Genomic DNA, 26,991 nt, shown 5'->3' on the forward strand with positions numbered 1-26,991 from the left:
GGCGTCTCCCGCGAGGTCGAGTGATCGGTCGGCGACCGTGCGCACACGATCACCTGAAATGTTAGCCGATCACCGGCCGGTCCGCGTGGTTCAGTCCTCGGCACGCTCCGGCGTCACCGTCAGGCTCTGCACCCGACCCGCCGCGAGGGGGGCGAGCCGGATCTCGATCCGCAGACGGCCGGCGCTGCCGGGCAGCCACCAGCGCAGGTGCGACGGCACCGAGGACTGCTCGTCGACCGGTGCGGCGGCGAGGTCTGCACCGACGGCGTGCGCGGACTCGAGCAGAGCGCGCCGTCGAGCGGTCCACGGGCGGTCGAGGGGGACGTTCGGCGTGCAGACGGCGGCGCCCAGGTCTGCCGCGCTGTCGTCGTCGACGGCCGGGTCCGCCCAGGCCTGCAGCAGCGTGGTGACGGCCCGACGCGCGGTGTGCGTGGCCTCCGTGGTCTGACGGACGCCCGGCGCGGCTGCTGATCCGCTCGTGGTGGTGGCGGCCGCCGGCGCCGCCGAATCGGCGTCGAGCGCCGCGGCGAGCAGCAGGTCGAGTGCCCGCTCGGCCGGCGCTGAGACCTTCGCCTGCGTGGCGTTCTCGAACGCGACCACGCCGAGGCCGTGCTCCACCGACCACCGGACGTGCGCGGAGAAGCCGGGGTAGCCGCCGGAGTGCGACACGATCTCACCCGCGCGGTCGTCCTGCTCCACGAACAGTCCGAACCCGTACGCCGTCGGTCGCTTCGCCGCGGGCACCACCGAGGACGGCACGATCCGCATCGCCTGCTGCATCGCGCGACGGTCCGCGGGGGAGACCGGCCCGTCCTCCGGCGCTGCGGTGGACGCCGACGCGAGGTACCGGGCCCACCGCGCCAGGTCGCGGACGGTCGAGAAGAGTCCGCCGATGGGCGAGAACGCGCCCGGCCCGGTCATCGGCTGCGGGGTCCACGACCCGTCGTCGTCGCGCTGGCCGACGACGACGAAACCGCGCGCCTCGGCGGCGCTGAACACGGTGTCGGTCAGTCCGAGCGGCCGGAGCACGCGGTCCGTCACCGCCCGGGCGTAGGGCGTGCCGGCTGCTCGGGCGATCGCGCGCCCGAGCAGGGCGTAACCGGTGTTCGAGTACGCGAAGCGGGTGCCCGGGACGGAGTCGAACAGCAGCCCTGCCCGGAGGAGGGCGTCGAGGGCGTCGTCGTCGATCGACTCCTGCCGGTCCGCCCACGGGTCGTCGGTCGGCAGCCCGCCGGACATCGTCAGGAGCATCCGGAGCGTCGGCACCGGGGCGTCCGGCGACGGGAGGGCGACCTCGGCGAACGCGGGTACGGCGGTGGTGATCGGGTCGTCGAGGGCGACGGACCCCTCGGCGACCAGGGTGAGCAGCGTCGCCGCGGTCACGCTCTTGGTGCACGACGCGATCCGGTAGACGGTGTCGGCGTCGGGCGCGCTCCCGTCGCCTCGGTCACCGTGTCCTCCGGACGCGACCAGGCCCTCCCGGTCGAACACGCCCCAGACGCTGCTCGGCGCGACCCGGTCGGCGACCCGCGCGGCGAACAGGGCGTCGACCTCGGCGAGCACGTCGCGCGGGACCGTCATGCGCGACGCATCTGGTCGTAGGCGTCCAGTGCACGTTGCCGGGAGGCCTTGAGGTCCACCATCGGCTCGGGGCGTTCCTCGTCCGCGGGGACCCAGCGCCGCACGTACTCCTTGTGCGGGTCGAAGCGTTCCATCTGCCGGTCGGGGTTGAACACGCGGAAGTACGGCGCGGCGTCGAAGCCCGAGCCCGCGACCCACTGCCAGTTGCCCGCGTTGTTCGCCGGGTCGGCGTCGACCAGGGTGTCCCAGAACCACTGCTCGCCGATGCGCCAGTCGACGAGCAGGTTCTTCACGAGGAAGCTCGCCGCGGCCAACCGGACGCGGTTGTGCATCGCCCCCGAGTGCCAGAGCTCCCGCATGCCGGCGTCGACGAGGTCGAAGCCCGTCCGCCCGTGCCGCCAGCGGTCGAGCTCGTCGTCGTCGACGTCACGCCACGGGAACGCGTCGAACTCGCGGCGGACGTTCACGGTCGCGATGTCGTCGCAGTGGAAGTACTCGTTCCAGTTGAACTCCCGCCACGCGAGCTGGCGGAGGAACGCCGGGGCCTGGCGGCGCTGCTCGGGCTCGAGCTCGCCGTGCAGGCGGTGCCACACCTGGTACGGGCTGACCTCGCCCCAGCGCAGGTGCGGCGACAGGTCGCTGGTCGCCGCCATCGCGGGCTCGTCACGCTGGCCGTAGTCCTCGAGCGCGTCGTGCACGAACTGCTCGAGCTTGCGGTGCGCCCCCGCCTCGCCGGGCTCCCACGCGTCGCGGAGGCCGCCGGCCCAGTCCGGCTCCGTCGGGAGCAGTGCCCAGTCGTCGAGGTCGTCGGAGTCCACGTCCGCAGGAGCGGGCAGGTCGCGCGGCTTCGGCAGCGGGTGCCGCGGTTCGGGCATGGCCTGTGCCGCTCGCCAGAACGGGGTGAACACCTTGAACGGCTCGCCCTGACCGGTGAGCACCGTCCACGGCTCCCAGAGCAGGTTCGCCGCGAAGCTGTGAACCTCCGTGCCGTCGTCCGTCAGGGCGCTCTTGATCCCCGCATCGAGATCGCGCTCGACCCTGCCGTACCGACGGTTCCAGTAGACGGCGTCCGCCCCGGCCTGCGCGACCACCTCGGGGATCACCCGCGCGGCACTCCCGCGGCGCAGGACGAGCCGCGAGTGCCGGGACCGCAGTTCGGCGTCGAGGGCGGCGAGGGAGTGGTGGAGCCACCAGCGGCTCGCGGCGCCGACGGGACGGATGCCCGCGGACTCCTCGTCGAGCACGACCACGACGGTGACCGGGCCGCCGTGGTCGATCGCGGCACGGAGCGCCGGGTTGTCGCCGAGCCGCAGGTCCTCGCGCAGCCAGACGACCGCGCCGCTCACGCGGACACCGCCTCGGCCGGACGGGGACCGGTACCGCCGGCTGCGGTGCGCAGCTTCGTGCACAGCTCCGTGAGGGTGCGGAGTTCGTCGTCGTCGAGTCCGGCTCCGACCTGGTCGGCGATGGTCTGCGCGTGCTGCACCGCCACCGAGCGGTAGACGTCGAAGCCGTGTGCCGTGAGGGCGACGATCACGCCGCGCGCATCCGACGGGTCGGGTTGCTTCTCGACGATGCCGCGCGAGGCGAGGCGGTCGACGAGGCGGCTCACGCTCGGCTGTGTCAGGAGCAGGTGACCGGTCAGGTCGCGCATCCGGCAGCGTCGTCCGGGCTGCGTCGACAGGTTGAAGCAGACGTCGTACTCGTTGAAGGAGATCTCACCGCCCGGGAAGTCGGTGTTGAGTGCGCGCATCACGGTCACCTGTGCCCGGAACAGGGCTTCCCAGGCCGCGACGGCGGTCGCCTTGTCGCTGCGGCGTACGTCGTCCACGGTCGTCGTCCCTCCGGTCGTACGGTCGGTCCACACTACCGAGGGGCGTGTGACACCGGTCGGGTCGCGGGGGACAGCGGACCGGGCCGGGACGTGACGAGGGCCGGGACGTGACGAGGGCCGGGACGTGACGAGGGCCGGTCGCCTTCTGAGCGACCGGCCCTCTCCCTTGCACCAAGAGTGTCCTGCAATCACATTCCGCAGGCGGTGCCACAGCAAACACTGCCTGCGACTCCGACTGTATAACGGCGAGGTAACGGCGCGCCAGCGTGTCCGGGCTCCGTTCGCTGCGAGTTCGCCGAACGTCGTCGGAGCAGATCAGAAGAGGTCGGGCGACGGCGTCGAGGCGTAGCGCACCGCGACGTCGGCGTGCCGGTCGAAGCGGTAGCCGACGCCGCGCACGGTCCGCACGATCTCCTCGAACGCACCGAGCTTCGAGCGCAGCCGACGCACGTGCACGTCGATGGTGCGCTCGTTCGGGGTCTCGTCCTCGTCGTCGGACCACAGGCCCTCGATGATCGCGGCACGGTCGACGGTCTGGCCCTCGCGCAGCACGAGGAACTGCAGGAGCTCGAACTCCTTGTAGGTCAGGGGAGCGGCTTCGCCGTCGAGCGTCACGCGCTTCCGGGAGATGTCGATGACGACACCGGTCTCCTCGGGCTCGGGCTTCTCGGCCTGCTTGCGGGCGGCCACGGCGGAGCGGTCCTGCAGCGCGAGACGGACCACGTCCACGTCGCGGCCCCCGGACCCCTCGGCGGCGACGGCGACGGCGGCGTAGGTCTCCGACGACGGGACGAGCTGGGCGGTGAGGGCCTTGAGCTGCTCGACCACGGCCGCGAGGCTCGTCCCGGCGGCAGCGGCCGCGGCCTCGTCGATGCCGACGTAGAGCGCGAAGCCACGCGCCTCGGTGCCCTCCGGGAGCGCCCGGTTCCGCTGCGGAGCGACGACCGGGCTGGTCGGGATCCCGCTCGGTACCGGCGGGGCGACGGGCGTGCGACGCGGACGGATCGGGGTGACCGTGCCGAGGTCGGTCGGCACCGTGGTGGCGGGACGGAGGGCGGTGCGGGGCTGGGGGATCGTGAGCGACATGGCGGTTCTCCGGGCGGGGCTGCGGTGCGGTGCACCGTGCGGTGTCGAGTGCGTCGGTCCGGGTACGGCTGATCGCCGTGTCGCCCAGCGGTCCTGCGGTGGACCGGGGCCTCCCGGGAGGTACGGGTGGTCTGCGCTCCGACGGGACGCGGTGTGGGGGCGTCGCCGAGGTGCTGTCACCCGGGGATCACACGCGCGCGACCGGGGTGGTGTCGCGGGGGATCCGGCTGGAACGGGTACCGATCAGGCACACATTCGACAACGCATGACCGCCGACGCCGGCATCATGGTGCCGGCGTTCCCCAGGGCCTCGGAGAGGACTCGGGAGGACACGGTTGCAGTCATGGGACGAGTATCCGCGGTATACCAAGGCGCTGTCAACCGTCCGCACGGACGGTGACGAGAGCGGACAGCCGGTGGTCGGGCGGACCCCGCTGCCGGACGGGAGGCGCGCTGCCGGCCCGCCACGGGCCTCCCGTCCGCCGTCGCGTGGGCGGGGCGCGGTGCGCGTGACGCGGTCTGCGCGCGAGACGCCGCTTCTCGCGCGAGACGCCGCCCTTCGCGCGAGACGCACCCGGAAGCGGCGGTGTCTCGTCGAGTCGGCGGCGTCTCGCGACGACGACACCGTCCCGCGCGAGCGCCGAAGACGCGAGACGCCCCCGTCGACACGGCCGGAGCCGGGTCGACGGGGGCGTCGGGGGAGCGGGTGCTACTCGGCCAGGCCGTACAGGCGGTCGCCCGCGTCGCCGAGACCCGGGACGATGTAGCCGTTCTCGTCGAGCTTCTCGTCGAGGGCGCCGAGGACGATGCTCACGTTGCGGTCACCGACGGCCTGCTCGACGGCGGCCAGGCCCTCGGGTGCGCCGAGGATGCAGACGCACGTGACCTCCTCCGCGCCGCGGTCGAAGAGGAAGTCGATGGCGGCGGCCAGCGTGCCACCGGTCGCCAGCATCGGGTCGAGCACGAAGCACTGCCGACCGGACAGGTCGTCGGGCAGGCGCTCCGCGTAGGTCTGCGGCTCGAGCGTGTCCTCGTTGCGGGCCATGCCGAGGAAGCCGACCTCGGCGGTGGGGACGAGCTTGACCATGCCCTCGAGCATGCCGAGCCCGGCGCGCAGGATCGGCACGACGAGCGGACGGGGCTTCGCGATCGCGACACCCATCGTGTGCGCGACGGGGGTGTCGATCGGCGTGGCGGTGACCCGGACGCTGCGCGTGGCCTCGTAGGCGAGCAGCGTGACGAGCTCCTCCGTCAACGCACGGAAGGTCGGGGAGGGTGTGGTCCGGTCGCGGAGCACCGAGAGCTTGTGGGTGATGAGCGGGTGGTCGGCGACGTGGACTCGCATGGTGTCGAGCGTACCGTGCCGATGGGGCAGGATCGACGCGTGGAGCACCCAGCCGGACGACCGTTCACCGCGGCGATGGACCGAGCGCTCGACGAGGCGCGTGCCTGCCTGTCGACCGGGGACGTGCCGGTCGGTGCCGTCGTCCTCGACGCTGCGGGCGAGGTCGTCGCGGTCGGCCGGAACGAACGCGAGGCCCGGCAGGACCCGACCGCCCACGCCGAGGTGCTCGCGCTGCGGGCGGCGGCCGAGGCGACGGGGGACTGGCACCTCGCCGAGCACACCCTGGTCGTCACGCTCGAGCCGTGCCCGATGTGCGCCGGTGCCGCACTGGCCGCGCGCGTGCCGAGGATCGTGTTCGGTGCCTGGGACCCGAAGGCCGGGGCGAGCGGCAGCGTCTACGACATCGCGCGGGACCGGAGGTTGCCGCACCGTGCCGAGGTCGTCGCGGGCGTGCGCGAGCAGGCCTGTGCCGACCTGCTCGATGCGTTCTTCCACGAGCGCCGCTGACGGCTCTGCCCTGACGGCCCTGCCCGGACGGCTCTGTCCGGACAGGCCTGCCTCGACGGGCCTGCGCTCAGTCGGCGGCGCGGATGACGATCGCTTCGGTGGGCGGCCGCGGCCCGGTCCGGAGGACGTCCGGCTCGACGTAGATCACGCGGGCGACCGGCACCGCGGCGCGGATGCGCTGCTCGACGGTGTCGATGCCCGCGGCCACGTCGCCGAGCCGACGGTCCCCGTCGACCGCGACCTTCATGCCGACCATGAGCTCGTCCGGCCCGAGGTACAGCGTCTTGAGGTGCACGATCGACTCGACCTCGGGACCGTCGAGCACGGCGGCCCTGATGCGCTCCACGTCGGCGACGCTCGCGCCCTCGCCGACGAGCAGGCTCTTCGTCTCGATGCCGAGCACGACGGCGACCGCGATGAGGAGCAGGGCGATGAGGACCGTGCCGATCGCGTCGAACACCCCGTTGCCGGTGAGCACGGTGAGCCCGACGCCGAGCAGTGCGAACACGAGACCGGTCAGCGCCGCGGTGTCCTCCAGCATGACCACGGGGAGCTCCGGGGCCTTCGCCCGACGCACGAACTGCACCCACGACTGCGAGCCCTTGTGCGGACGGGCCTCGCGCAGGGCGGTGCGGAGCGAGAAGCCCTCGAGGCCGATCGCGACGACGAGCACGGCGACGGGGAGCCACCAGTTCGTGATCGGGTGCGGGTCGGCGAGCTTCTCGATGCCCTCGTACAACGAGAACACGCCGCCGATGGTGAACAGGATGATCGAGACGACGAACGCGTACACGTACCGTTCGCGGCCGTGGCCGAACGGGTGCTCCTGGTCGGCTGCGCGGCGGGCACGGCGGCCGCCGAGCAGGAGCAGGAGCTGGTTCGCGGAGTCGGCGAGGGAGTGCACGCCCTCGGCGAGCATCGCGGCGGACCCGCTGATCGCGGCCGCGACGAACTTCACGATCGCGATACCGACGTTCGCGGCGAGTGCGGCGACGATCGCCCTCGTGCCTCCCGAAGCGCTCACGGGTGTCCCTTCTCCCTGCCGTGCACCGGGCCCGCACCGCAGGCGGCCCCCTGACGGACCGATCCTAGGCGTGGGCGCTGGGTAGGGTCGGGACCATGACGATCGAACTGCCCCGCACCGCCATGCTCGGCGTCGGCTCCATGTCCGGCAGCGTCCTCGAGGGACTGCTCGCCGCCGGCCTCGACCCCGCGACCGTGACGCTCACCACCCGGTCCGGAGCGTCGGCGGCGGCATGGCGCGAGCGTGGGCTCGAGGCGTCGGCGACGGAGACCGACCCGGACGCGAACCGGCAGGCCGTCCGCGGGGCCGGGCTCGTCGTCCTCGGGGTCAAGCCCTACATGATCGGCGAGGTCCTCGACGAGGTCGCCGCGTCGCTCCACCCCGGTGCGGTGGTCGTGAGCGTCGCGGTCGGCACCACGCTCGCCTCGATGGAGGCGCGTGTCCCGGCGGGCGTCCGTGTGGTCCGGGCGCTGCCGAACACCCCGATCGGCGTCGGCCACGGGGTCACCGGTATCAGCGCCGGGTCCACGGCCGACGACGACGCGGTCGGGATCGCCTCGAGCGTGTTCGCCGCGTCCGGACAGGTCATCGAGGTGCCGGAGTCGCAGCTCGACGCCCTGTCCGCCGTCTCCGGATCGGGGCCCGCGTACGTGTTCCTGCTCGTCGAGCAGTGGCAGCAGGCCGCCGAGGCGCTCGGGTTCACCCCGGAGCAGGCCGCGACGATGGTGCAGGGGACCGTGCGGGGAGCCGTCGAACTCCTCGCCGCGCCCGGGCGGGAGCCCGCCGACCTGCGCCGCGCCGTCACCAGTCCGAAGGGCACCACCGAGCGCGCGGTCGCCGTCCTGCAGGAGGCCGACCTCGCCGGCACCTTCACCCGCGCGTCGCGCGCCGCGATCGCCCGGGCCGAGGAGATCGCCGCGTCCTGACCGCGGGTGCCGGTCGGTCCGTCCGGCGTGACCACGGGACGGACGGGAGGCCCGTGGCCGTGTCCGCCACGGGCCTCCCGTCAGACGTCGGGTCGCTACTCGAGCGCGGCGAAGCGCTCCAGGTCGGTCTCGGTCCCCGAGACGATGATGACGTCGTCCTCGCCGATGACGCTGTCCGGGGTTGCCGGCACGAACGCCCTGCCCGGCGACTTGATGCCGAGCACCGTGAGGCCGTGCCGGGTCCGGATGACGGTCGTGGCGAGGTCCTTGCCGCGCACGGCGCGCGGCGGGAACATCTTGACGACCGCGAAGTCGTCGTCGAACTCGATGAAGTCGAGCATCCGACCGGACACCAGGTGCGCGGTCCGTTCGCCGGCCTCGCGCTCCGGGTACACGACGTGGTTCGCCCCGATGCGGGACAGGATCGTGCCGTGCGAGCGGCTGACGGCCTTCGCCCAGATCTGCGGGATGCCGAGGTCGACGAGGTTCGAGGTGATGAGCACGCTCGACTCGAGGTGCGACCCGACGGCCACGACCGCGATCGCGAAGTCCTGCGCGCCGATCTGCCGCAGGGCGTCGATGTCCGTCGCGTCCGCCTGCACGGCGTGGGTGACGCGGTCCGACCACTTCTGGACGAGGCCGGCGTCGGTGTCGACGACCAGGACCTCGCGGTGCTGGCGCTCGAGCTGACCGGCGGTGGCGGCGCCGAAGCGGCCGAGGCCGAGGACGAGCACGGGGGCGTCGTGGCTGACGGCTCCGGTGACGGGGTGGGGTGCGCGACGGTCGGCGCGGGGACGGCGGTCAGCCAACGATCGGCCTCTCCTCGGGGCGGCGGAACAACTGCCGGCTCTGGCTTGCGGCCAGCGCGGCGGCGATGGTCACTGTACCGACCCGGCCCAGGAACATCGTGGCGGCGAGGACGTACTTGCCCGCCTCCGGGAGCTCGGCGGAGATGCCGGAGCTCAGGCCGCAGGTCGCGAAGGCGGAGATGACCTCGAAGAGCACGCGGTCGAGCGAGTCGCCGGTGATCTGCAGCAGGACCACGGTCATGACGGCGACGATCGTCGCCCCCCAGAGCACGACCGCGACGGCGACGCGCAGGACGTCACCGGGGATGCGGCGCCCGAACGCCTCCATGCCCTGGCGCCCGCGGGCCTCGGCGACCGCGGCCAGGAAGAGCACCGCCAGCGTCGTCACCTTGATGCCGCCGGCCGTCGACGCCGAACCGCCACCGATGAACATGAGCATGTCGGTGACGAGCAGGCTGGCGCCGTGCATCTGCTCGACGTCGATCGTGGCGAACCCGCCGGACCGCGTCATCGTCGAGAAGAACAGCGCCTGGAACGCGGTGTGTCCGGCGCCGGCGTCCCCCAGCGTGCGGGGGTTCGAGGCCTCGAGCGCCGTGTAGACGGCCGCGCCGAGGACGAGCAGCACCGCGCTGGTGGCCAGCGTGAGCTTCACGTGGATGGGCCACCGCCGCGGCGTGCGGAACTGCTTGGTGACGGCCCGGATCACCGGGAACCCGATCGAGCCCGCCACGACCGCGACCATGAGGAGCGACAGGAACCAGTAGTCGTTCGCGAAGGGGGTGAGCCCCTCGGCGTTCGGCGAGAAGCCCGTGTTCGTGAAGGCCATCGCCGAGTAGTAGAAGGCGTCCCCGACGGCGGTCCAGAACGGGTAGCCGGCGGCGAGCGTGGACGGCAGCAGGAGCACGCCGATCGCGATCTCGATCGTCAGGGTGCTCACCGCCACGGTGAGCAGGAGCGTGCCGACCTCCCCGAGCCGCACGGCCTGCCCCTCGGGGACGGCGCCGGAGTGCGTGCGGAGCGGGTTCGAGTCGCCGGCGGCGATGAGCTTGGCACGGAGCCCCAGCCGCCGTGTCACGACCAGGCCGAGGATCGAGGCGAAGGTGAGGACGCCGACGGCGCCGATCTGGGTCCCGACGACGATGAGCACCTTGCCGAAGACCGACCAGTGCGTGGCCATGTCGACCGTCGCCAGCCCGGTCACGCAGACGACCGACGCCGCCGTGAACAGTGCGTCCGCGAAGTGCGTCGGGGTCCGGTCCGCAGCCGCCCAGGGCGTCATGAACAGGGTCGTGAAGATGAGGATCAGCGCGACGAACACCAGGATCGCGAGCCGCGACGGCGACGACCGGAGGACGCCGAGGGCACCGTCCAGACGCCGTCTCACCCCGCTCGTCGGCGTGTGCCGGTTGAGCGGCTCGGTGCGGTCGAGCATCCTGTGCCTCCGGAGCCGTGGGCAGGTCAGCGGTCATGGTACATGCGTACGGGTCCGGCTAGCCTTGCCGCATGGCCGACATCTTCACCGTCGTGGCGGACCCGACCCGGCGCGAGCTGCTCGGGGCGCTGCTGACGGCGTACGGCTCGGACGCCACCGGCGGCGAACTCAGCGTCGGGCAGCTCGTCGAGAAGATCGGCGTCAGCCAGCCGACCGTGTCGAAGCACCTCCGCGTCCTGCGCGACCACGGTCTCGTCTCCAGCCGTGAGGAGGGCCAGCACCGCTTCTACCGGCTCGACCCGGAGCCGCTCGTCCGGCTCGAGGAGTGGGTCGTCCCCTTCACGGGAGCGGTCGACGCGGACGGTACCCCGGCGACGACCTCGTGGACGCTGGACGGGCAGCCGGTCTCGTTCCGCCGGACCGGCACCGCAGCGCGGTCCACCGTCGAGGTCGGCACCGAGCTGGGTCGCGTCATGGCGGAGGCCTCGCACCGCGCGACCGCCGCGTTCTCGGGTGCGCAGCAGGGCTGGGAGCGTGTCGTCGACCGCAGCCGGAAGCGCTTCACGCGCCGCGGTGAGGACGACTGACCGACGGGTCGGAGACCCCTCGCGCACCGCGGTCGAGCGTCCGCTCGGAGTCTCCTGGACACGTGGTCCCACGCGCCCCTACACTCGCCCTTGACCACACTGGTCACACCGACCCCGCGCGATCCGCGGGAACCCGAAGGCGGACCATGACCGGCAGTTTCGACGACGTGCGCTTCCTCACCGTCGCTGAGGTGGCCGAGATGATGCGCGTCTCGAAGATGACGGTGTACCGCATGGTGCACGCGGGGGAGCTCCCCGCGATCCGGTTCGGCCGGTCCTTCCGCGTCCCGGAGTCGGCGGTCGCCGAACTCCTGCGCGGCGGCATCGCCGACGTCGGCTGAGGTCGGCCCGGCGCGCGCCCGTTCGACAGGACCGCTGCGCTCCGCTAGACTCGGCCGGGTTGATTTTCCGCGGTCTCTTCGGGCCCGGTGTCCACACATCTGCATCGTTCCGAGCGAGGTCCACTATGGGTTCTGTCATCAAGAAGCGTCGCAAGCGCATGGCGAAGAAGAAGCACCGCAAGCTCCTTCGCAAGACGCGTCACCAGCGTCGCAACAAGAAGTAAGTCCAGTACTTGCACCCGAAGCCCCGGTCCGCCGGGGCTTTCGTGTTCCCGGGCGCGTTATCGTGGGGGACATGCCCGCCGTGACGTTCCTGACGAAGCCCGGCTGCCACCTCTGCGACGACGCCCGTCCGGTCGTGGAGCAGGTCGTGGCCGCCCACCCCGGTGTCACCCTCGAGGAGCGGTCGATCCTCGACGACGACGCGCTGCGCGAGGAGTACGCCGAGGACATCCCGGTCGTCCTCGTCGACGGCCGGGTCCACAGCAACTGGCACGTGGACGCCGACCGGCTGCACGGTGCCCTCGAGAAGGCAGAGAAGGCCGAGGCCAGCGCATGATCCACCACGTCGTCTCCTGGACCGTCCGCGAGGACCTCGACCGCACCGCGACGGTCGAGCACGTCCGCGAGCTCCTGACCGGGCTCGTCGGCACGATCGGCTCGATCCGGTCGCTCGAGGTCGTCGACAACGTGGCCTACCCGGGGAAGAACCAGGACCTGGCCGTCGTGGCGACGTTCGACGACCTGGCCGGTCTCGACGAGTACCAGTTCCACCCGGACCACCAGGCGGCGGCAGCGGAGATCCGCGAGCTCGTCACGGGGCGAGCGGCCATCGACTGGGAGAGCTGACCCGCGCCTCCCGGCCCGCACGTGACGACGGCCACCCTCCTGTCGGAGGGTGGCCGTCGTCGTCGGTGGTGACTACGGGGTCAGGCGCGTCGGTCCGCGGAACAGGTAGGTGACCTCGCGGATGGACGGCTCGTGCAGGGCGAGCATGAGCACGCGGGCGAGGCCCATGCCGAAGCCGCCGTGCGGCGGGACGCCGTAGCGGAAGAAGTCGAGGTACCAGCCGAGCTCCTCGGGGTCGAGGCCCTTCTCGACGGCCTGCGCCTCGAGCACGTCGACGCGGTGCTCACGCTGGGCACCCGTGGAGATCTCGGCGCCGTTGAACAGCAGGTCGTAGCTGTTCGTGAGCGTCGGGTCGTCGGCGTGACGCATGTGGTAGTACGGGCGGATCGAGGCGTCGTAGTCCGTGACGAACACGAACTCCGAGCCGTGCGTCTCCTTCGCCCAGGCGCTGACGCGACGCTCGCCCTCGGGGTCCAGGTCGCCGTCCGCCCGCACGACGTCGTGTCCGCTGTCGGCGACGATCTTCCGGGCCTCGGCCAGGGTGACGCGGGGGAACGGAGCGGTCGGGACGACGAACTCGAAGCCGAAGACCTCCTCGATCTCCTTGCCGTACTTGTCCTTGACGGCGGTGAAGCCGGCGACGAGGAGCTCCTCGTGCATCGCCATGACGTCGGCGTGCGACTCGACCCACGAGATCTCGGCGTCGACGCTCGTGAACTCGGTGGCGTGACGGCTCGTGAAGGACGGGTCCGCGCGGAACGCGTCCGCGATCTCGAACACCGCGCCGAAGCCGGCGGGCTGCGCCATCTGCTTGAAGTTCTGCGGGGACTGCGCCAGGTAGGCGGTGGTCTCGAAGTACTCGAGCTGGAAGAGCTCGGCGCGCGACTCGGACGCCGACGCCATCAGCTTCGGGGTGTGGATCTCGATGTAGTCACGCTCGACCCAGTACGTGCGGAACGCGTGCTCCAGCGTCGTCTGGATGCGGAAGATCAGGTTCTGCTTGCGGTTGCGCAGGTCGAGGAAGCGCCAGTCGAGACGCTTGTCGAGCGAGGAGTCGTCCGCGATGGGCGTCTCCGGCTTCGCGGCGCTGACCACCTCGAGCGAGCCGACCTTGACCTCGAGCCCGCCGAGCTTCACGCGCTCGTCGTGCTTCAGGGTGCCGCGGACGTGCACGAAGGTGCCGTGCGCGAGCCCGGAGACCTCGTTCGTGACGGCGAGCCGGGCCTGGGCGTCGTCGTCGCCGTCCTCGGCCTCGCGCGTGGCGGGGTTCACCAGCTGCGCGGCGCCGGTCTCGTCGCGGAGGACGACGAACTGGACCTTCTTCTGGTCGCGGACGGTCTCCACCCAGCCGGCGACGGCAACGGGGCCGTCGGGGAGGGCGGCGAGGTCGGCGATGCGGGTGCGTTCGATCACGGTCGTCGAGTCTACGGCCTCCTCCACAGGTGGGGTCCCGGTCCGTACTCTCCACAGCGCCGGCCGGGAGGCGCGGTTCGGCCCCGGCGCGTCCGTAGCGTCGTCCGTGTGGTCGGGTCGCGAGTCGAGAGGGGATCCCGGATGACGGCAACGGGAGCGGGACTCGCGGCCTGGCCGCCCGTCGCGGTGGCGGCGGTGGTCGCGGCTGCGGTCGGGTCGGTGCTGACGTTGGTCGGCGCGGCCGTGGGGGGGCGTCTGGGCGCTGGTGCGGTGGCGGCGGGACGTCGGGCGCGAGGAACGCGACCGGGCCTGGGCGCGGTTCGTGTGGACGGTCGACCAGGTGTGCGACGGCGACGTCGGGCGGGCCGAGGTCGGTGACGTCGGGGCGAACGCGATGTACGACATGCAGATCCTTCGCGGGGACGACGCCGTCTTCGGAACGCTGGTACTCGGACTCATCACCGGAAGGGGGAGGCATGACGATTGAGGACCCGGTTCTGGCGCTGGTCGGACGACGTCGGGAGGAGTGGCGGCAGCGGGTGCGCCGTCGGTACCGGTTCCGCCCGTGGAAGGCGCGGCGTCTCATCTGGGAGCACGACGAGTTGCTGCGTCGTCAGGAGGAGTGGCGAGCGGCTCGGCGTGAGCGGGCACGGCTGATCGAGGCCGGGGAGCTGCAGGTCGAGCGGTGACCGGCTGGTGTCGTCCGCTTGCCGGGTGTCGTCCGGGGCTCAGGGGAGCGTGGCGCGCAGCGTGCTGAGCGTGCCGATGAACTCCTCAGCCATGCCGGCCCGTTCGACGAGCTTCGCGTGCCGGGTGCGGGCGTCCTCGAGCGACGCGTCGAGGCGGGCGGCGAGTGCCGGCTGGTCCTCGGGTCCGGCGTCGGCGAGGGCGTCGACGACGCGCAGGAGCTCTGCCATCTCGTCCAGCGAGAACCCGAGCGGCTTCATCCGACGGATGACGAGCAGTCGCTCGAGGTCCTGCGCCGTGTAGACCCGGAACCCTCCGGTGGTCCGTCCGCTCGGCACGAGCAGCCCGACCTCGTCGTAGTGCCGGATCGTCCGCAGGGACATGCCGGCGCGCTCGGCGAGCTCACCGATGTGCATGGTGTCGCCCGGCGTCGGGGCGGGGGAGTCGATCGCGTGCACGGGAGCCATGGTGGCAGACCGCCGCGCGAGATCGCTCGGAGTGCTCGTCTGCCCGGCGCAACCCTCCCCTCACGTCAGGGTATGGTCGCTGGCGATGTCCCTCGCACCGCTCGCCCCCGCGGCACCCACCGTCCTCACCGCGCTCCGGTCGCCCCGGCTCCTCACCCGTGAGGTCCTGGCCGGCGTGGTCACGGCGCTCGCCCTCATCCCCGAAGCCATCTCCTTCTCGGTCGTCGCCGGGGTCGACCCGGCCGTCGGCCTCTTCTCGAGCGTTGTCATCGCGGTGGTCATCTCGATCGTCGGCGGGCGACCCGCGATGATCTCGGCCGCCGCCGGATCGGTCGCGCTCGTGATCGCTCCGCTCGTACGCGACCACGGCGTCGCCTACCTCGTCCCCGCGGTGGTGCTCGGCGGTGTGGTGCAGCTGGTGCTCGGCTTCCTCGGGGTGGCCCGACTGATGCGCTTCATCCCGCGCAGCGTCAACGTGGCCTTCGTCAACGCGCTGGCGATCCTGATCTTCACGGCGCAGCTGCCCAACCTCCTCGGCGACGACGTCCCGTTCGTGGTCTGGCCGCTGACGGCGCTCGGCATCGGCATCATCGTCGCGTTCCCCTTCCTGACCAAGGCCGTCCCCGCGCCGTTGATCGCGGTCGTCGTGGTCACGGCGATCACGATCGTGTTCGGGGTCGCGGTGCCGACGGTCGGCGATGAGGGCTCCCTGCCGACCGCGCTGCCCGGGTTCGGCGGCATCACGGTCCCGCTGTCGCTCGAGACCCTGCAGATCATCGCGCCGTACGCGTTCGGGGTCGCGATCGTCGGCCTCATCGAGACGCTCCTGACCGCGCAGCTCGTCGACTCCCTGACCGAGACCCGGTCCAGCGGGTGGCGCGAGTCGTGGGGCCAGGGCATCGCCAACATCGCCTCGGCGTTCTTCGGCGGGACGGGTGGCTGCGCGATGATCGGCCAGACCGTGATCAACGTGAAGACCGCCGGCGCTCGGACCCGGGTGTCGACCTTCACGGCGGGCGCGGCGGTGCTCGTCCTGACCATCGTGCTGCACGACCTCGTCGCGCAGATCCCGATGGCGGCCCTGACGGCCGTGATGCTCATGGTCTGCGTCGCGACCTTCGACTGGCACAGCGTCCGGCCCCGCACGCTCGGGCGGATGCCGCTCGGCGAGACGGCGGTCATGGTCGTGACCGTCGTGGTGGTCGTCGTCACCCAGAACCTCGCGACGGGTGTCCTGGTGGGCGTGGTCGTCGCGGCCCTCGTCTTCGCCCGTCGCGCGGCGCACGTCGTGTCCGTGGTGCGCGAGCCGGTCGACGAGCGCACCGTGCGGTACCGCGTGCACGGTGCCCTGTTCTTCGCGTCGTCCAACGACCTGGTGACGCGGTTCTCCTACGCCGAGGACCCGGAGCGGGTGATCGTGGACATGTCGGGCGCGCACGTGTTCGACGCCAGCACCGTCGCGGCACTCGACGGCGTGGAGCAGCGGTACGCGCGGCACGGCTCGACCGTCGAGGTCGTGAACCTGAACACCGGGTCGGTGGCACTGCACGGCCGACTGACCGGACGGCTGGGCTGACGGCAGCGACCGGGCAGAGCCGAACGGTCGCAGGGGCTGAACGGTCGCACATCCGGTGAATCCGCTGTGGGGCGGGTGATGACGGTGGAGCGACCTAGACTGGAACCCATGCCCGCGACACGGATCCACCTCGTCCGGCACGGCGAGGTCCACAACCCGGGGCGCGTGCTCTACGGCCGGTTGCCCGGCTTCGGGCTCAGCGAACTCGGCGCCCGGATGGCCGGTGCATCGGCGACCGCCTGGCACGACGCCGGGGTCGACGTCCGACGGATCGTCGCGTCGCCGTTGCAGCGCACGCAGGAGTCCGCCGCGCCCTGGGCCGCCGCCTACGGGCTCGAGGTCTCGCTCGACGAGCGCCTGATCGAGCCCACGAACCACTACGAGGGCCAGCGCCCCGGCTTCACGAAGCGCTCCATCGGACGCCCTGCGGAGTGGCCCTGGATCGCGAACCCGTTCCGGCCGAGCTGGGGCGAGGCCTACGAGTCCATCGCGAACCGCATGCTCGCCGCGGTCGCCTCCGCCTGGGAGAGCGTCGACGGCGGCGACGTCGTCCTCGTCAGCCACCAGCTCCCCATCTGGACCGTGCACCGCAAGCTCGCGGGGGAGCCGCTCTGGCACGACCCGCGCAAGCGTCGGTGCGACCTGTCCAGCATCACGACCCTCGAGCGTGTGCCCGCCACCTCGTCCGGTCGCTTCACCGAGGTCGGGTACGCGGACCCCGCGCAGTCCCTGCGTGCGTCCGCGGTCGACGAAGGAGCAGTCTGATGTCCGCACGCAGCCGGATCGCCGCCGTCGCGGCCTCGGCGGTGATCGCAGCCCTGGCGCTCGCCGGGTGCTCGTCGTCGAACGACGACCTGTCCCGCCAGTACGGCAGCGGCACCACCCAGAACTACATCTCCGGCACCGGTGCGGTGACCGAGGTCGCGACGGACGAGCGGAGCGCCCCGGTCGACTTCACGACGAAGGACACCGACGGCGACACCGTCTCGGCGGAGGAGCTCCGCGGCAAGGTCGTCGTGCTCAACTTCTGGTACGCCGGCTGCCCGCCGTGCCGGGCCGAGGCGAAGTACCTCAACCAGGTGCACGACCAGTACGCCGACGACGACGTGGTCTTCGTGGGCGTCAACGTGCGTGACGAGGAGGGCACGGCGGCGGCGTTCGAGCGCACCTTCGGCGTCGACTACCCGACCGTCCTCGACGCCCGCGACGGCACCGTGCAGCTCGCGCTGTCCGGGCAGATCGCTCCGAACGCCGTGCCCGCCACGATCGTCCTCGACAAGCAGGGCCGCGTCGCCGCCCGCGTCCTCGGCGCGATCGACGGCAAGAGCATCCTGCAGACCCTGGTCAGCGACGAGCTCGACGGCAAGGCGTCCTGACCCGTGCCCGGCAACCCCTTCGCGGACGCGATCCTGAGCGGCCAGATGCTGGTCGCGTTGCCCGTAGCAGCACTGGCCGGACTCGTGTCGTTCCTCTCCCCGTGCGTGCTCCCGCTCGTACCGGGCTACCTCGGGTACGTCGGCGGGATCGCCGAGGGTGGGCAGCGTCGCGGTCGGGTCGTGCTCGGCGTCGTGCTCTTCGTGCTCGGCTTCACCGCGGTGTTCGTCGCCTACACGACGGTCTTCGGTGCGCTCGGCTTCTGGCTCGTCCGGTGGCGTGACCTCATCACGCAGGTCCTCGGTGTCGTCGTGATCGCGATGGGCCTGGTGTTCATCGGACGCTTCACCTTCCTGCAGCGCTCGATCAAGCCGTCGTGGACCCCCGCGACGGGCCTGGTCGGGGCGCCGCTGCTCGGCATCGTGTTCGGCCTCGGCTGGACCCCGTGCCTCGGGCCGACGCTCGCAGCGATCAACCTGCTCAGCGTGCAGTCCGGCAGCGCGTGGCAGGGCATGTGGCTCGGCGTCGCGTACTGCCTCGGGCTCGGCATCCCGTTCGTCCTCGTCGCGCTCGGCGCCGGGTGGGCGACCGGCGCGATCCGCATCGTGAAGCGTCACATGCGCACCGTCAACATCATCGGAGGAGCGATCCTGATCGTCATCGGTCTGCTCATGGTCACCGGCATCTGGTCGGCCGTCATGTCGAGCCTCGGGGCGGTGATCCAGAGCTTTGTCCCCGCGGTCTGAGCGCGACACCACCCCCGAGCGGTCGGGTAGCGGACCAGGGTCCGCGGACGACGTGTCCGCGGGCGCCGACCCGATGCGGCCGTCCGACCACGTCGACAGTGCCGCACCGGCCCCCGGAGCGGACGACGGCCCGACGCAGCCGAAGCTCGGGTTCGTCGGCTACGTCCGCTTCTTCTGGCGGCAGCTGACGAGCATGCGCACGGCGCTCTTCCTGCTCATGCTCCTGGCGCTCGCGGCGATCCCGGGATCCCTCGTGCCGCAGCGCACCGCCGACCCGAACGGCGTCGTGCAGTACAAGGCGGACCACCCGCAGCTCTTCCCCGTGCTCGACACACTGCAGGTCTTCGACACCTACACCTCGGTGTGGTTCTCGGCGATCTACCTGCTGCTGTTCGTCTCGCTCATCGGGTGCATCGTCCCGCGCACGAAGCACCACTGGCAGGCGCTCCGGACGCGACCGCCGAGGACGCCGGTGCGTCTCGGCCGACTCGCCGGCTACCGGTCCGTCCCGGTCGAGGCGGACGCGACCACGAGCCTCCCGTCCGTCGACGACGCCGTGACCCGCGCGGCGGCACTGCTCAAGCGGTCCGGCTACCGGGTCGAGCGGTTCGGCGACTCCGTGAGCGCGGAGCGCGGGTACCTGCGCGAGACCGGCAACCTCGTCTTCCACGCGGCGCTCGTCGGCGTGCTCGTGGCGGTCGGCCTCGGCGGTGGCTTCAGCTACACCGGGCAGCGACTCCTGGTCGAGGGGCAGACGTTCTCGAACGTCCTCGGCTCCTACGACTCGTTCAACCCCGGCCGCTGGTTCCGGCAGACCGACCTGCAGGGCTACAACCTGACGCTCGACAAGTTCACCACGACGTACGAGGAGAAGAACCTCGACGCCCTCGGCCAGGCACTGGACTACTCGGCGACGGTGACGAGCCGCGAGAAGGGCCAGGAGCCGAAGACCGGTCGCATCGGCGTGAACGACCCGCTGTCGGTCGGTGGCACGAACGTCTACCTGCTCGGCAACGGCTACGCGATGCAGGTCACGATCCGCGACGGCAAGGGGAACGTGGCGTTCCAGGACGTCGTGCCGTTCCTGCCCGAGGACGCGAACTACACGTCCACCGGCGTCATCAAGGTGCCCGACGCCTCGCCGTCGCAGCTCGGGCTCGTCGGGTTCTTCTACCCGACGGCGTCGAAGCTGTCGACCGGTGCGTTCGCCAGCGCCTACCCGGACGCGCAGAACCCGCTCCTGACCCTGCAGGTGTACCGCGGCGACCTCGGTCTCGACAGCGGCGTCCCGCAGAGCGTGTACTCGCTCGACACCAGCGGTCTCGAGCAGATCGCCGGGCGGCAGTCGACGACCCCGAGCATCGAGCTGAAGCCCGGCCAGACGAAGACCCTGCCGGACGGTACCGGCTCGATCACCTTCGACGGCGTGAAGCGCTACGTCTCGCTCGACGTGCACCACGACCCCTCGCAGGCGTTCGTCGCCGGGTTCGCGGTGCTCGCGGTGCTCGGCCTGCTCACCTCGCTGTTCGTGCCCCGCCGCCGCGTGTGGGTGAAGGCGGTCCCGCGCCGGGGAGCCGAGCACGGCGAGTACGACCTCGAGTACGCCGGCCTGGCGCGCGGCGAGGACCCCAACCTCGAGCGCGCCGTCGACGACATCGCCAAGAGGCACCTGTCGGACCTCGGAGTTAGGATCCCTGCGTGAACCCGGACATGACGACCAACCTCGCGACCTACTCGGTCGTCCTGACGTACTCCGCGATGGCGGTCTACGTCATCGCGTTCATCTCGTTCGCGCTCGACATGGCGAAGCGGTCGGGTCAGGTGGCGTCCGCCTCGGCTGCTGCGCCGGCAGCGCCCGCCGCGCGCACCGTCGCGACGGTGCAGGGCGGGACGGTCGTGCTCGAGAAGGTCGAGGCCGACCGGGGTCGCCCCGGCGGCGGCGGGACGAAGTTCGAGCGGGTCGGCATGGCGATGACGATCCTCGCGCTCGTGCTGCACGTCGGTGCCACGGTCCTGCGCGGCATCGCGGCCGACCGTGTCCCGTGGGGCAACATGTTCGAGTTCTCGCTCACGGGCACGGCGCTCATCACGCTGATCTTCCTGCTCGTGCAGCTCTGGCAGAACCTGAAGTTCCTCGGTGTGTTCATCACCGGTCTGACGATCATCCTGCTCGGCATCGCGACCGTGAACTACTGGGTGCCCGTCGTGCCGCTGCAGCCCGCGCTGCAGTCGTACTGGCTGGTCATCCACGTCTTCGTCGCGATCGCCGGGACGGGCTTCTTCGCCCTCGGCGCCGGGCTCGCCGTGGCGCAGCTCGTGCAGACGTACCGCCAGGGTCGTCCCGCGTCGAAGCAGCTCCGCTTCATGGAGACGCTCCCCGACGCCGAACGGCTCGAGGTCCTGACCTACCGCGTGCTGCTCGTCGGCTTCGTGCTGTGGACCTTCACGCTCATCGCGGGTGCGGTCTGGGCCGAGCGCGCCTGGGGCCGGTACTGGGGGTGGGACACCAAGGAGGTCTGGACCTTCATCATCTGGGTGGTCTACGCCGGGTACATCCACGCGCGTGCGACCCGCGGGTGGCGCGGTGCGCGGTCGTCGTGGCTGGCGCTCATCGGGTTCGCCGCGGTGATGTTCAACTTCTCGGTCGTCAACGTCTTCTTCAAGGGCCTGCACAGCTACTCCGGCCTGTGAGGCCGACCGGGCGTCGCTGCGGCGGCGACCCCGGGACGGACGGGAGGCGCGGTGCCATCGGGCACCGCGCCTCCCGTCCGTCGTGTCCGGGCGTTCCTGCCTCGCGAGAGCGGGCACGATCTGTCACGCTCGGCGGTCGAGGCCGACGAGTCTCGCCCGTCCGGCGGACGTGAGCGGCACGTCCTGCGCGCTCGTCGCCGCCCGGACACCGTTCGGTCGGTTGCTCCCTCGTCGTCGCCCGCGGCAGCCCGGTCTACGCGGCGGCGAGCAGGGCGTGGACGCGCTCCAGCCGCGCGAGCCACCACGCCGTCCGCTCCGGCGATGCCGCGTTCCGCTCCAGCAGCTCCCGCGACACCTCCGCACGGCGGACCGGCACCCGACCGTCGACCGGCAGCAGTGGCGTGTCGGTGACGTCCGTCTCGAACATGGCCGCCGTCCCGAGCCCGGCGGCGTAGCCGGGGCTCATCGCCGCCGCCGCGAGGAACGCCCCGGTCCCGAGCCCCACGGACGTGTCGAGCGCACTCGACACGACGCACGGCAGCCCCGCCTCGGCCACGATCGCCCGTGCCGCGGTGACCCCGCCGAGGGGCTGGGCCTTCACGACGAGCACGTCCGCCGCCCCCGCCCGGGCGACGGCGAGCGGGTCCGAGGCCCGGCGCACGCTCTCGTCCGCGGCCACGGGCACGTCGAGTCCCGCGATCCGGCGTCGGAGCTCAGCGAGTTCCGGCACCGACCGGCACGGCTGTTCGGCGTACTGGAGTCCGTACGGCGCGAGTCGTTCGAGGGCCTCGACGGCCTGGTCGACGGACCAGAGCCCGTTGGCGTCCACCCGGACGGCCGCTCCCGGCCCCATCACCCGACGGACCTCGGCGACGCGGGCGACGTCGTCGTCGGTGCTCGTGCCGGGCTCGGCGACCTTGACCTTCGCGGTCGTGCAGCCGGGGTAGCGGGCCAGGAGGTCGGCGACCGCGTCCGGTCCGACGGCGGGCACCGTGGCGTTGACGGGCACGGCGTCGGCGGCGGGGTCGTGCTCGGTCCACCCGAAGTCGATCGTGCTCCGGAGCCACGCGGTCGCCTCCCGGTCGTCGTACTCGACGAAGGGCGAGAACTCGGTCCACCCGGTGGGTCCGCGGAGCACCAGGGCCTCGCGGACGGTGATGCCGCGGAAGCGGACGCGCATCGGGAGTGCGACGACGTGGGCGTCGGCGGTCAGGTCGGCGAGGTCGGGGAGCACACCCCATCCTCGCGCACGGGCAGGTGCGGTGCCCGGACGCGGTGGGCGGCAGGGGCTGGTCGCGCGTCCAGCGCTCCCGCCGGTTCCTCGGAGCCGACCGCCAGGGCCGGGCACTAGCATGCACCGGTCGGCCCAGCGCCGGCGTCGTCACGGACCACCGTGGCGCGTCCGTGAGGGGACCGAGGAGAGGGAGGGCCGGTGGCGTCGGATCCGCAGCAGCGCGCAGCCGCGCAGCGTGCAGCAGCGCAGCGTGCGGCCGCGCAGCCGACCGCGGCCCAGCGCGCGGCGGCCCAACGTGCCGCAGCCCAGCGCTCGGCAGTGCAGCGCTCCGGTGCCGCGCGACCGGCGGCGCCGCAGCGCGCCGCCGCCCCCGGGACGACACGGCCGACAGCGAGCGCCGGGAGCCGGTCCGGTGACACCGGCGACTTCGAGCGGCTGATGCAGCGGAACACCGTCGACGCCCGGGCCCTCGAACGGTCCGCCCGGCGGCGTCGGAACCCGATCGTCGGCAAGATCGCCCTCGGGCTCGCCGTCGTCTCCGCCGCGGTCGACGCGAGTGCGTTCGCGGTCTTCATGGGCGGCGACACCACCTTCGCGTTCGGCATCTGCTTCGTGGTGGTCTTCCTCACCCTCATCGCTGCGGTGCTCGGCTTCATCGCCGCGGTCGGGTCGTTCGGCCGTTGGTACGGCGCGATCGGGGTCGTGCTCGCCTTCCTCGCGAACCCGGTCATCCTCATCGTGCTGCTCGTCGTCCTCGTGCCCGAGGCCCTCTCGGGCACCTAGCGCGGGACGGCACCGCACCACGGCCCGCCTCGGGCGCGGGCCGGCGCCGGGCGCCGGGCGCCGGCGATACGGTGGGCACATGGCTGCTCCCGTCTCCGACCTGTTCGACCCCGACGTCTGGACCGCCGCACCGGTCGCTGAGCACTTCACCGACATCACGTACCACAAGCACGTCTCGCAGGGCATCGTCCGCGTCGCGTTCGACCGGCCCGAGGTCCGCAACGCCTTCCGCCCCCGCACCGTCGACGAGCTGTACCGCGCCCTCGACGACGCGCGACAGGACCCCCGCGTCGGTGTCGTCCTGCTCACGGGCAACGGCCCGAGCCCGAAGGACGGGGGCTGGGCCTTCTGCTCCGGCGGTGACCAGCGCATCCGCGGCCGCAGCGGCTACCAGTACGTCGGCGACGAGGGCGCCCCGCCGAAGGGCGTCGACCCCGCTGCCGCCCAGGCGTCGATGGGGCGGCTCCACATCCTCGAGGTCCAGCGCCTCATCCGCATGATGCCGAAGGTCGTCATCGCCGTCGTGCCCGGGTGGGCCGCCGGCGGCGGGCACTCGCTGCACGCAGTCGCGGACCTGACGATCGCGAGCGCGGAGCACGGCCGGTTCAAGCAGACCGACGCCGACGTGGGGTCCTTCGACGGCGGGTACGGCAGCGCCTACTACGCCCGCCAGATCGGCCAGAAGCTCGCGCGCGAGGTCTTCTTCCTCGCGGAGGAGTACTCGGCGCAGCGCGCGTACGAGATGGGCGCGGTGAACAGGGTTGTCCGGCACGAGGACCTCGAACGCGAGGCGATCCGGTGGGGCGAGACGATCCTCGGCAAGTCCCCGACAGCCATCCGCATGCTCAAGTACGCGTTCAACGCCGTGGACGACGGCATGGTCGGCCAGCAGGTCTTCGCGGGCGAGGCGACGCGCCTCGCCTACGCCTCCGACGAGGCGGTCGAGGGCCGCGATGCCTTCCTCGAGAAGCGCCCGCCGGAGTGGACGTCCTTCCCGTGGCACTACTGACCCCGCGGGCCCACCGGTGAACCGCGCGCTGGTCGCCGTCGGCGCGTCCGACCCGTCGGCGGTGCTGCGCGGCCTGGAGGCTGCCCTCGCCGGCGGACCCGCGCTGCTCCCCGTCGCCGAGGACGGCCCGGCGCTGCCCACGCGCCCGCCGTCGCACGTCGCCCGCCGGGTCGCCCTGGTGGTCGAGACGAGCGGTTCCACCGGGACCGGCAAGCGCGTGGCACTGTCGTCGGAGGCGCTGCTCGCGGGCGCCGCGTCCGCCGACGCGACGCTCGGCGGGCCCGGCCGGTGGCTGCTCGCGCTGCCGACGCACTACATCGCCGGGCTCAACGTGCTGACCCGATCGGTCACGGCGGGCACGACGCCCGTCGTCCTCCCGCCGGGACACTTCGACGGCCGGGCGTTCGCCGACGCGGTGGACCGGCTCGACGTCGGTCCCGAGGCGCCGCGGCGCTACACCTCGCTCGTCCCGGTGCAGCTCGCCCGCGTGCTCGACGACCCCCGCGCCACCGCCGCCGCGACCCGCTTCGACGCCGTGCTCGTCGGGGGCCAGGCCACGCCCGCACCGCTCCGGCAGCGTGCCCTCGACGCCGGTGTCCGGGTCGTCACGACGTACGGCGCGAGCGAGACGAGCGGTGGCTGCGTGTACGACGGCACGCCGTTCGGGACGGTCCGCGCGGAACTCGTCGACGGCGCCCTCGAACTGGCCGGCCCGATGCTCGCCGAGGGGTACCTCGACGACCCCGAGCGCACGGCCCGTACCTTCGTCGAGCGCGACGGCCACCGCTGGTACCGGACCGGCGACGCTGCGACCGCCGACGACGACGGACGGCTGCGGGTGCTCGGGCGGCTCGACGACGTCATCGTGTCCGGTGGCGAGAAGGTCCCGCTCGGGGCGGTGGAACGGTGCGTGCGCGAGCTCGCGGGCCAGGACGCCGCGGTCGTCACGCGGCGCGCGTCCGGGGAGTGGGGCGAGGTGCCCGTCGTCGTCACGGAACGTCCGCTCGACCTCGACGAGGTCCGCGCCCACGTCGCAGAGACCCTGGGCCGTGCGGCCCGTCCCGCGGAGGTCCTGGTCGTCGACGCGGTGCCGATGCTCGCGTCCGGCAAGCCCGACCGCCGGGCCGTCCGGGCACTCGCGGACCGCGGGGGCGCACCGACCCCCTAGCGGTCACGGATACGATGGTCGGCCGTGGCACGTACGAAGAACAGGACCCCGGTCAAGGGCCGCAGCGGCAACCCGGCGAAGGCCGCGGCACCGCAGCGCACGAAGCAGCGGGCGACCGCGAGCGACTGGATCGGCGGCGCCCGGCTCCGGACCCTCACGCTCGGTGTCGTGCCGGTCGTGCTCGGCACCGGCGTCGCGTTCGTCGACTCCGGTGAACCGGGCGACTTCGGTTCGTACCTCGGCCGCGACCACCACCTGGCGGTCGCCCTGCTCGCGCTCGCGGTCGCGCTGTTCCTGCAGATCGGCGTGAACTACAGCAACGACTACTCGGACGGCGTCCGGGGCACCGACGAGTTCCGCGTCGGCCCGGCCCGGCTCACGGGTGCGGGGCTGGCGAAGCCGCGCACCGTGCTCACGGTCGCGCTCACGTTCTTCGGACTGGCGGCGGTCGCCGGACTGGTGATCGTGCTGCTCACCGGCACGTGGTGGCTGCTCCTCGTCGGGGCGGCGGCGATCGTCGCGGCCTGGTACTACACGGGCGGGAAGAAGCCCTACGGCTACAACGCCCTCGGCGAGGTCTTCGTCTTCGTGTTCTTCGGGTTGGTCGCCGTGCTCGGCACCCAGTACGTGCAGATCCAGGCGGTCACCACGAGCGGCTGGGCGGCTGCGGTCGCCGCCGGGTTCTTCGCCTGCGCCGTGCTCATGGTCAACAACATCCGCGACGTGGACGAGGACCGACAGGCCGGCAAGCGCACGCTCGCCGTCGTGGTCGGCCGACCCGTCGCACGGGTCCTGTTCGGCCTGTTCCTGATGCTGCCGTACGTGGTGCTGCTCTGGTTCGTGCTGCTGTACTTCCGCACCGGCTTCGCGTACTTCTCGCTCCTGCTCGCGCTCCCCGCGCTCGCGATCGGCGTCTCGTCCCGCAAGCCCCGCGAGCTCATCACGGCGCTGCAGCTGTCGTCGTTCGCGTCGCTCGCCTACGGCGTGGTGCTCGGCCTGACCCTGGTCCTCCTGCCGTAGCAGCGTCGGACGCGGGGACCGAGGTCGGTCCGCCGCTCGACCTCGGTCGCTCGACCGCCCGCCCGAACGACGAGGACCGGGACTAGTCCTCGTCGTGCTCGCGACGCGCGCGGTGCCGGTCGGCGTCCGAGACCGCTCGGTCGGCGGCGGGCGCACCGGTGTCGGCCGCGTCGGTGTCGGCGGCGTCGACGAAGTCGTCCTCGAAGTCCGAGTCGGCGTCCCGCTCCGGTCGACCCCGGCGAGCGGCGATGTCCGAGGTCACCCGACCGCGGAGCCCGGGCAGCGCGATGTACGACACGAGCAGACCGATCAGCGCGGCGCCGATCGCCGCCCAGTACCACCGCAGGCCGATGACGAACAGGACCGCCAGCGCCGCGGCGAAGATGCCGAGTCGGGCAAGGGTGTAGACGAGCCACGCTTTCACCCGATGATCCTACGTGGCGTCGTTCGTGCACCGGCTGACGGGCAGCCTGGTCCCAGGCGCGCTGCCTAGAGTCGTCGC

The 26,991-nt window shown here is 72.3% G+C and carries 30 protein-coding genes; 18 read left to right on the forward strand and 12 right to left on the reverse strand.

Translation table 11 applies throughout. From position 1 onward, the window contains the following. Nucleotides 1–90 precede the first annotated feature (90 nt). From ACIQFY_RS06690 to upp, 5 genes are all read right to left on the reverse strand, one after another. Entirely contained in the window at nt 91–1,581 is a 1,491-nt protein-coding gene (locus tag ACIQFY_RS06690) for a serine hydrolase domain-containing protein (protein ID WP_400338932.1), read from the reverse strand. Next, a complete protein-coding gene (locus ACIQFY_RS06695) occupies nt 1,578–2,927 on the reverse strand; it encodes a cryptochrome/photolyase family protein (protein WP_400338934.1) in 1,350 nt (449 codons plus the stop codon). The genes ACIQFY_RS06690 and ACIQFY_RS06695 overlap by 4 nt, the downstream gene beginning before the upstream one ends. Beyond that, a complete protein-coding gene (locus ACIQFY_RS06700; RefSeq protein WP_400338937.1) occupies nt 2,924–3,412 on the reverse strand; it encodes a MarR family winged helix-turn-helix transcriptional regulator in 489 nt (162 codons plus the stop codon). The genes ACIQFY_RS06695 and ACIQFY_RS06700 overlap by 4 nt, the downstream gene beginning before the upstream one ends. 318 nt (nt 3,413–3,730) lie before the next feature. After that, on the reverse strand, nt 3,731–4,501 hold the full coding sequence (locus ACIQFY_RS06705) for a winged helix-turn-helix domain-containing protein (protein WP_144411342.1): 771 nt from the start codon (nt 4,499–4,501) through the stop codon (nt 3,731–3,733). 709 nt (nt 4,502–5,210) lie between these two features. Further along, on the reverse strand, nt 5,211–5,846 hold the full coding sequence (gene upp / locus ACIQFY_RS06710) for a uracil phosphoribosyltransferase (protein ID WP_066655308.1): 636 nt from the start codon (nt 5,844–5,846) through the stop codon (nt 5,211–5,213). A 75-nt stretch (nt 5,847–5,921) separates the two neighbouring features. On the opposite strand from upp, the gene ACIQFY_RS06715 reads away from it, so the two are divergent. Continuing rightward, nucleotides 5,922–6,353 (forward strand): nucleoside deaminase, encoded by a 432-nt coding sequence (locus ACIQFY_RS06715; RefSeq protein ID WP_251159653.1) that lies wholly within the window; start codon nt 5,922–5,924, stop codon nt 6,351–6,353. Nucleotides 6,354–6,420: 67 nt separating this feature from the next. On the opposite strand, the gene ACIQFY_RS06720 is transcribed toward ACIQFY_RS06715, so the two are convergent. After that, nucleotides 6,421–7,377: a cation diffusion facilitator family transporter gene (locus tag ACIQFY_RS06720; protein ID WP_066655306.1), complete on the reverse strand. Its 957-nt coding sequence runs from the start codon at nt 7,375–7,377 to the stop codon at nt 6,421–6,423. 95 nt (nt 7,378–7,472) lie between these two features. Here ACIQFY_RS06720 and proC point away from each other — a divergent pair, with 95 nt between their 5' ends. After that, entirely contained in the window at nt 7,473–8,303 is an 831-nt protein-coding gene (gene proC / locus ACIQFY_RS06725) for a pyrroline-5-carboxylate reductase (protein WP_400338940.1), read from the forward strand. Between the two features lie 95 nt (nt 8,304–8,398). On the opposite strand, the gene ACIQFY_RS06730 is transcribed toward proC, so the two are convergent. After that, the gene (locus ACIQFY_RS06730; protein ID WP_066655303.1) at nt 8,399–9,037 is read right to left on the reverse strand and encodes a TrkA family potassium uptake protein; all 639 of its coding nucleotides are present in this window, start codon (nt 9,035–9,037) and stop codon (nt 8,399–8,401) included. A 67-nt stretch (nt 9,038–9,104) separates the two neighbouring features. Beyond that, the gene (locus tag ACIQFY_RS06735; RefSeq protein ID WP_311206111.1) at nt 9,105–10,544 is read right to left on the reverse strand and encodes a potassium transporter TrkG; all 1,440 of its coding nucleotides are present in this window, start codon (nt 10,542–10,544) and stop codon (nt 9,105–9,107) included. Nucleotides 10,545–10,615: 71 nt separating this feature from the next. On the opposite strand from ACIQFY_RS06735, the gene ACIQFY_RS06740 reads away from it, so the two are divergent. The 5 genes from ACIQFY_RS06740 (at nt 10,616) to ACIQFY_RS06760 (ending at nt 12,321) form a co-directional block, all read left to right on the forward strand. Continuing rightward, nucleotides 10,616–11,131: a helix-turn-helix transcriptional regulator gene (locus ACIQFY_RS06740; RefSeq protein ID WP_066655298.1), complete on the forward strand. Its 516-nt coding sequence runs from the start codon at nt 10,616–10,618 to the stop codon at nt 11,129–11,131. A 146-nt stretch (nt 11,132–11,277) separates the two neighbouring features. Next, a complete protein-coding gene (locus ACIQFY_RS06745; RefSeq protein WP_058729786.1) occupies nt 11,278–11,472 on the forward strand; it encodes a helix-turn-helix domain-containing protein in 195 nt (64 codons plus the stop codon). Between the two features lie 125 nt (nt 11,473–11,597). After that, nucleotides 11,598–11,696, forward strand: a complete 99-nt coding sequence (locus ACIQFY_RS06750) for a 30S ribosomal protein bS22 (RefSeq protein ID WP_003792170.1) — start codon at nt 11,598–11,600, stop codon at nt 11,694–11,696. A 71-nt stretch (nt 11,697–11,767) separates the two neighbouring features. Further along, a complete protein-coding gene (locus ACIQFY_RS06755; protein WP_066655297.1) occupies nt 11,768–12,031 on the forward strand; it encodes a glutaredoxin family protein in 264 nt (87 codons plus the stop codon). Next, entirely contained in the window at nt 12,028–12,321 is a 294-nt protein-coding gene (locus ACIQFY_RS06760) for a Dabb family protein (protein ID WP_209685037.1), read from the forward strand. Before ACIQFY_RS06755 ends, ACIQFY_RS06760 begins: the two co-directional genes overlap by 4 nt. A gap of 72 nt (nt 12,322–12,393) precedes the next feature. On the opposite strand, the gene aspS is transcribed toward ACIQFY_RS06760, so the two are convergent. Next, complete coding sequence (aspS, locus tag ACIQFY_RS06765; RefSeq protein WP_066658463.1) at nt 12,394–13,734, reverse strand: aspartate--tRNA(Asn) ligase; 1,341 nt, start codon at nt 13,732–13,734, stop codon at nt 12,394–12,396. Nucleotides 13,735–14,210: 476 nt separating this feature from the next. Between aspS and ACIQFY_RS06770 the strand changes: the two genes are divergently transcribed. Then, the gene (locus ACIQFY_RS06770) at nt 14,211–14,423 is read left to right on the forward strand and encodes a hypothetical protein (RefSeq protein WP_251159585.1); all 213 of its coding nucleotides are present in this window, start codon (nt 14,211–14,213) and stop codon (nt 14,421–14,423) included. Between the two features lie 39 nt (nt 14,424–14,462). On the opposite strand, the gene ACIQFY_RS06775 is transcribed toward ACIQFY_RS06770, so the two are convergent. After that, on the reverse strand, nt 14,463–14,837 hold the full coding sequence (locus tag ACIQFY_RS06775; RefSeq protein ID WP_251159652.1) for a MerR family transcriptional regulator: 375 nt from the start codon (nt 14,835–14,837) through the stop codon (nt 14,463–14,465). A gap of 136 nt (nt 14,838–14,973) precedes the next feature. Here ACIQFY_RS06775 and ACIQFY_RS06780 point away from each other — a divergent pair, with 136 nt between their 5' ends. The 6 genes from ACIQFY_RS06780 to ccsB all read left to right on the forward strand — a co-directional run bounded on the left by ACIQFY_RS06780 (nt 14,974) and on the right by ccsB (nt 21,275). Continuing rightward, the gene (locus ACIQFY_RS06780) at nt 14,974–16,464 is read left to right on the forward strand and encodes a SulP family inorganic anion transporter (protein ID WP_066655289.1); all 1,491 of its coding nucleotides are present in this window, start codon (nt 14,974–14,976) and stop codon (nt 16,462–16,464) included. Nucleotides 16,465–16,572: 108 nt separating this feature from the next. Continuing rightward, a complete protein-coding gene (locus ACIQFY_RS06785) occupies nt 16,573–17,229 on the forward strand; it encodes a histidine phosphatase family protein (RefSeq protein ID WP_400338946.1) in 657 nt (218 codons plus the stop codon). Then, nucleotides 17,229–17,840, forward strand: a complete 612-nt coding sequence (locus ACIQFY_RS06790; protein ID WP_066655286.1) for a TlpA disulfide reductase family protein — start codon at nt 17,229–17,231, stop codon at nt 17,838–17,840. The genes ACIQFY_RS06785 and ACIQFY_RS06790 overlap by 1 nt, the downstream gene beginning before the upstream one ends. Before the next feature lie 45 nt (nt 17,841–17,885). Then, on the forward strand, nt 17,886–18,584 hold the full coding sequence (locus tag ACIQFY_RS06795; protein ID WP_251159651.1) for a cytochrome c biogenesis CcdA family protein: 699 nt from the start codon (nt 17,886–17,888) through the stop codon (nt 18,582–18,584). Between the two features lie 73 nt (nt 18,585–18,657). Next, nucleotides 18,658–20,286 (forward strand): cytochrome c biogenesis protein ResB, encoded by a 1,629-nt coding sequence (locus tag ACIQFY_RS06800; protein ID WP_251154660.1) that lies wholly within the window; start codon nt 18,658–18,660, stop codon nt 20,284–20,286. An 8-nt stretch (nt 20,287–20,294) separates the two neighbouring features. After that, nucleotides 20,295–21,275, forward strand: coding sequence for a c-type cytochrome biogenesis protein CcsB (gene ccsB, locus ACIQFY_RS06805; RefSeq protein WP_209685265.1), 981 nt, complete (start codon nt 20,295–20,297; stop codon nt 21,273–21,275). Between the two features lie 253 nt (nt 21,276–21,528). Here the strand turns inward: ccsB and ACIQFY_RS06810 are convergent, their stop codons facing one another. After that, nucleotides 21,529–22,509, reverse strand: coding sequence for an o-succinylbenzoate synthase (locus tag ACIQFY_RS06810; RefSeq protein ID WP_066655283.1), 981 nt, complete (start codon nt 22,507–22,509; stop codon nt 21,529–21,531). 198 nt (nt 22,510–22,707) lie between these two features. On the opposite strand from ACIQFY_RS06810, the gene ACIQFY_RS06815 reads away from it, so the two are divergent. The 4 genes from ACIQFY_RS06815 (at nt 22,708) to ACIQFY_RS06830 (ending at nt 26,489) form a co-directional block, all read left to right on the forward strand. After that, complete coding sequence (locus tag ACIQFY_RS06815) at nt 22,708–23,292, forward strand: hypothetical protein (RefSeq protein ID WP_400338949.1); 585 nt, start codon at nt 22,708–22,710, stop codon at nt 23,290–23,292. Nucleotides 23,293–23,371: 79 nt separating this feature from the next. After that, entirely contained in the window at nt 23,372–24,301 is a 930-nt protein-coding gene (locus ACIQFY_RS06820; protein WP_400338951.1) for a 1,4-dihydroxy-2-naphthoyl-CoA synthase, read from the forward strand. 16 nt (nt 24,302–24,317) lie between these two features. Further along, nucleotides 24,318–25,469, forward strand: coding sequence for an AMP-binding protein (locus ACIQFY_RS06825; RefSeq protein WP_400338954.1), 1,152 nt, complete (start codon nt 24,318–24,320; stop codon nt 25,467–25,469). 24 nt (nt 25,470–25,493) lie between these two features. After that, complete coding sequence (locus tag ACIQFY_RS06830) at nt 25,494–26,489, forward strand: 1,4-dihydroxy-2-naphthoate polyprenyltransferase (protein ID WP_235426349.1); 996 nt, start codon at nt 25,494–25,496, stop codon at nt 26,487–26,489. 82 nt (nt 26,490–26,571) lie between these two features. Here ACIQFY_RS06830 and ACIQFY_RS06835 read toward each other — a convergent pair whose 3' ends face one another. Next, nucleotides 26,572–26,913, reverse strand: coding sequence for a DUF4229 domain-containing protein (locus ACIQFY_RS06835; protein ID WP_066655275.1), 342 nt, complete (start codon nt 26,911–26,913; stop codon nt 26,572–26,574). Nucleotides 26,914–26,991 lie beyond the last annotated feature (78 nt).

Source organism: Curtobacterium sp. NPDC092190, from assembly GCF_044755625.1.
GTDB lineage: Bacteria > Actinomycetota > Actinomycetes > Actinomycetales > Microbacteriaceae > Curtobacterium.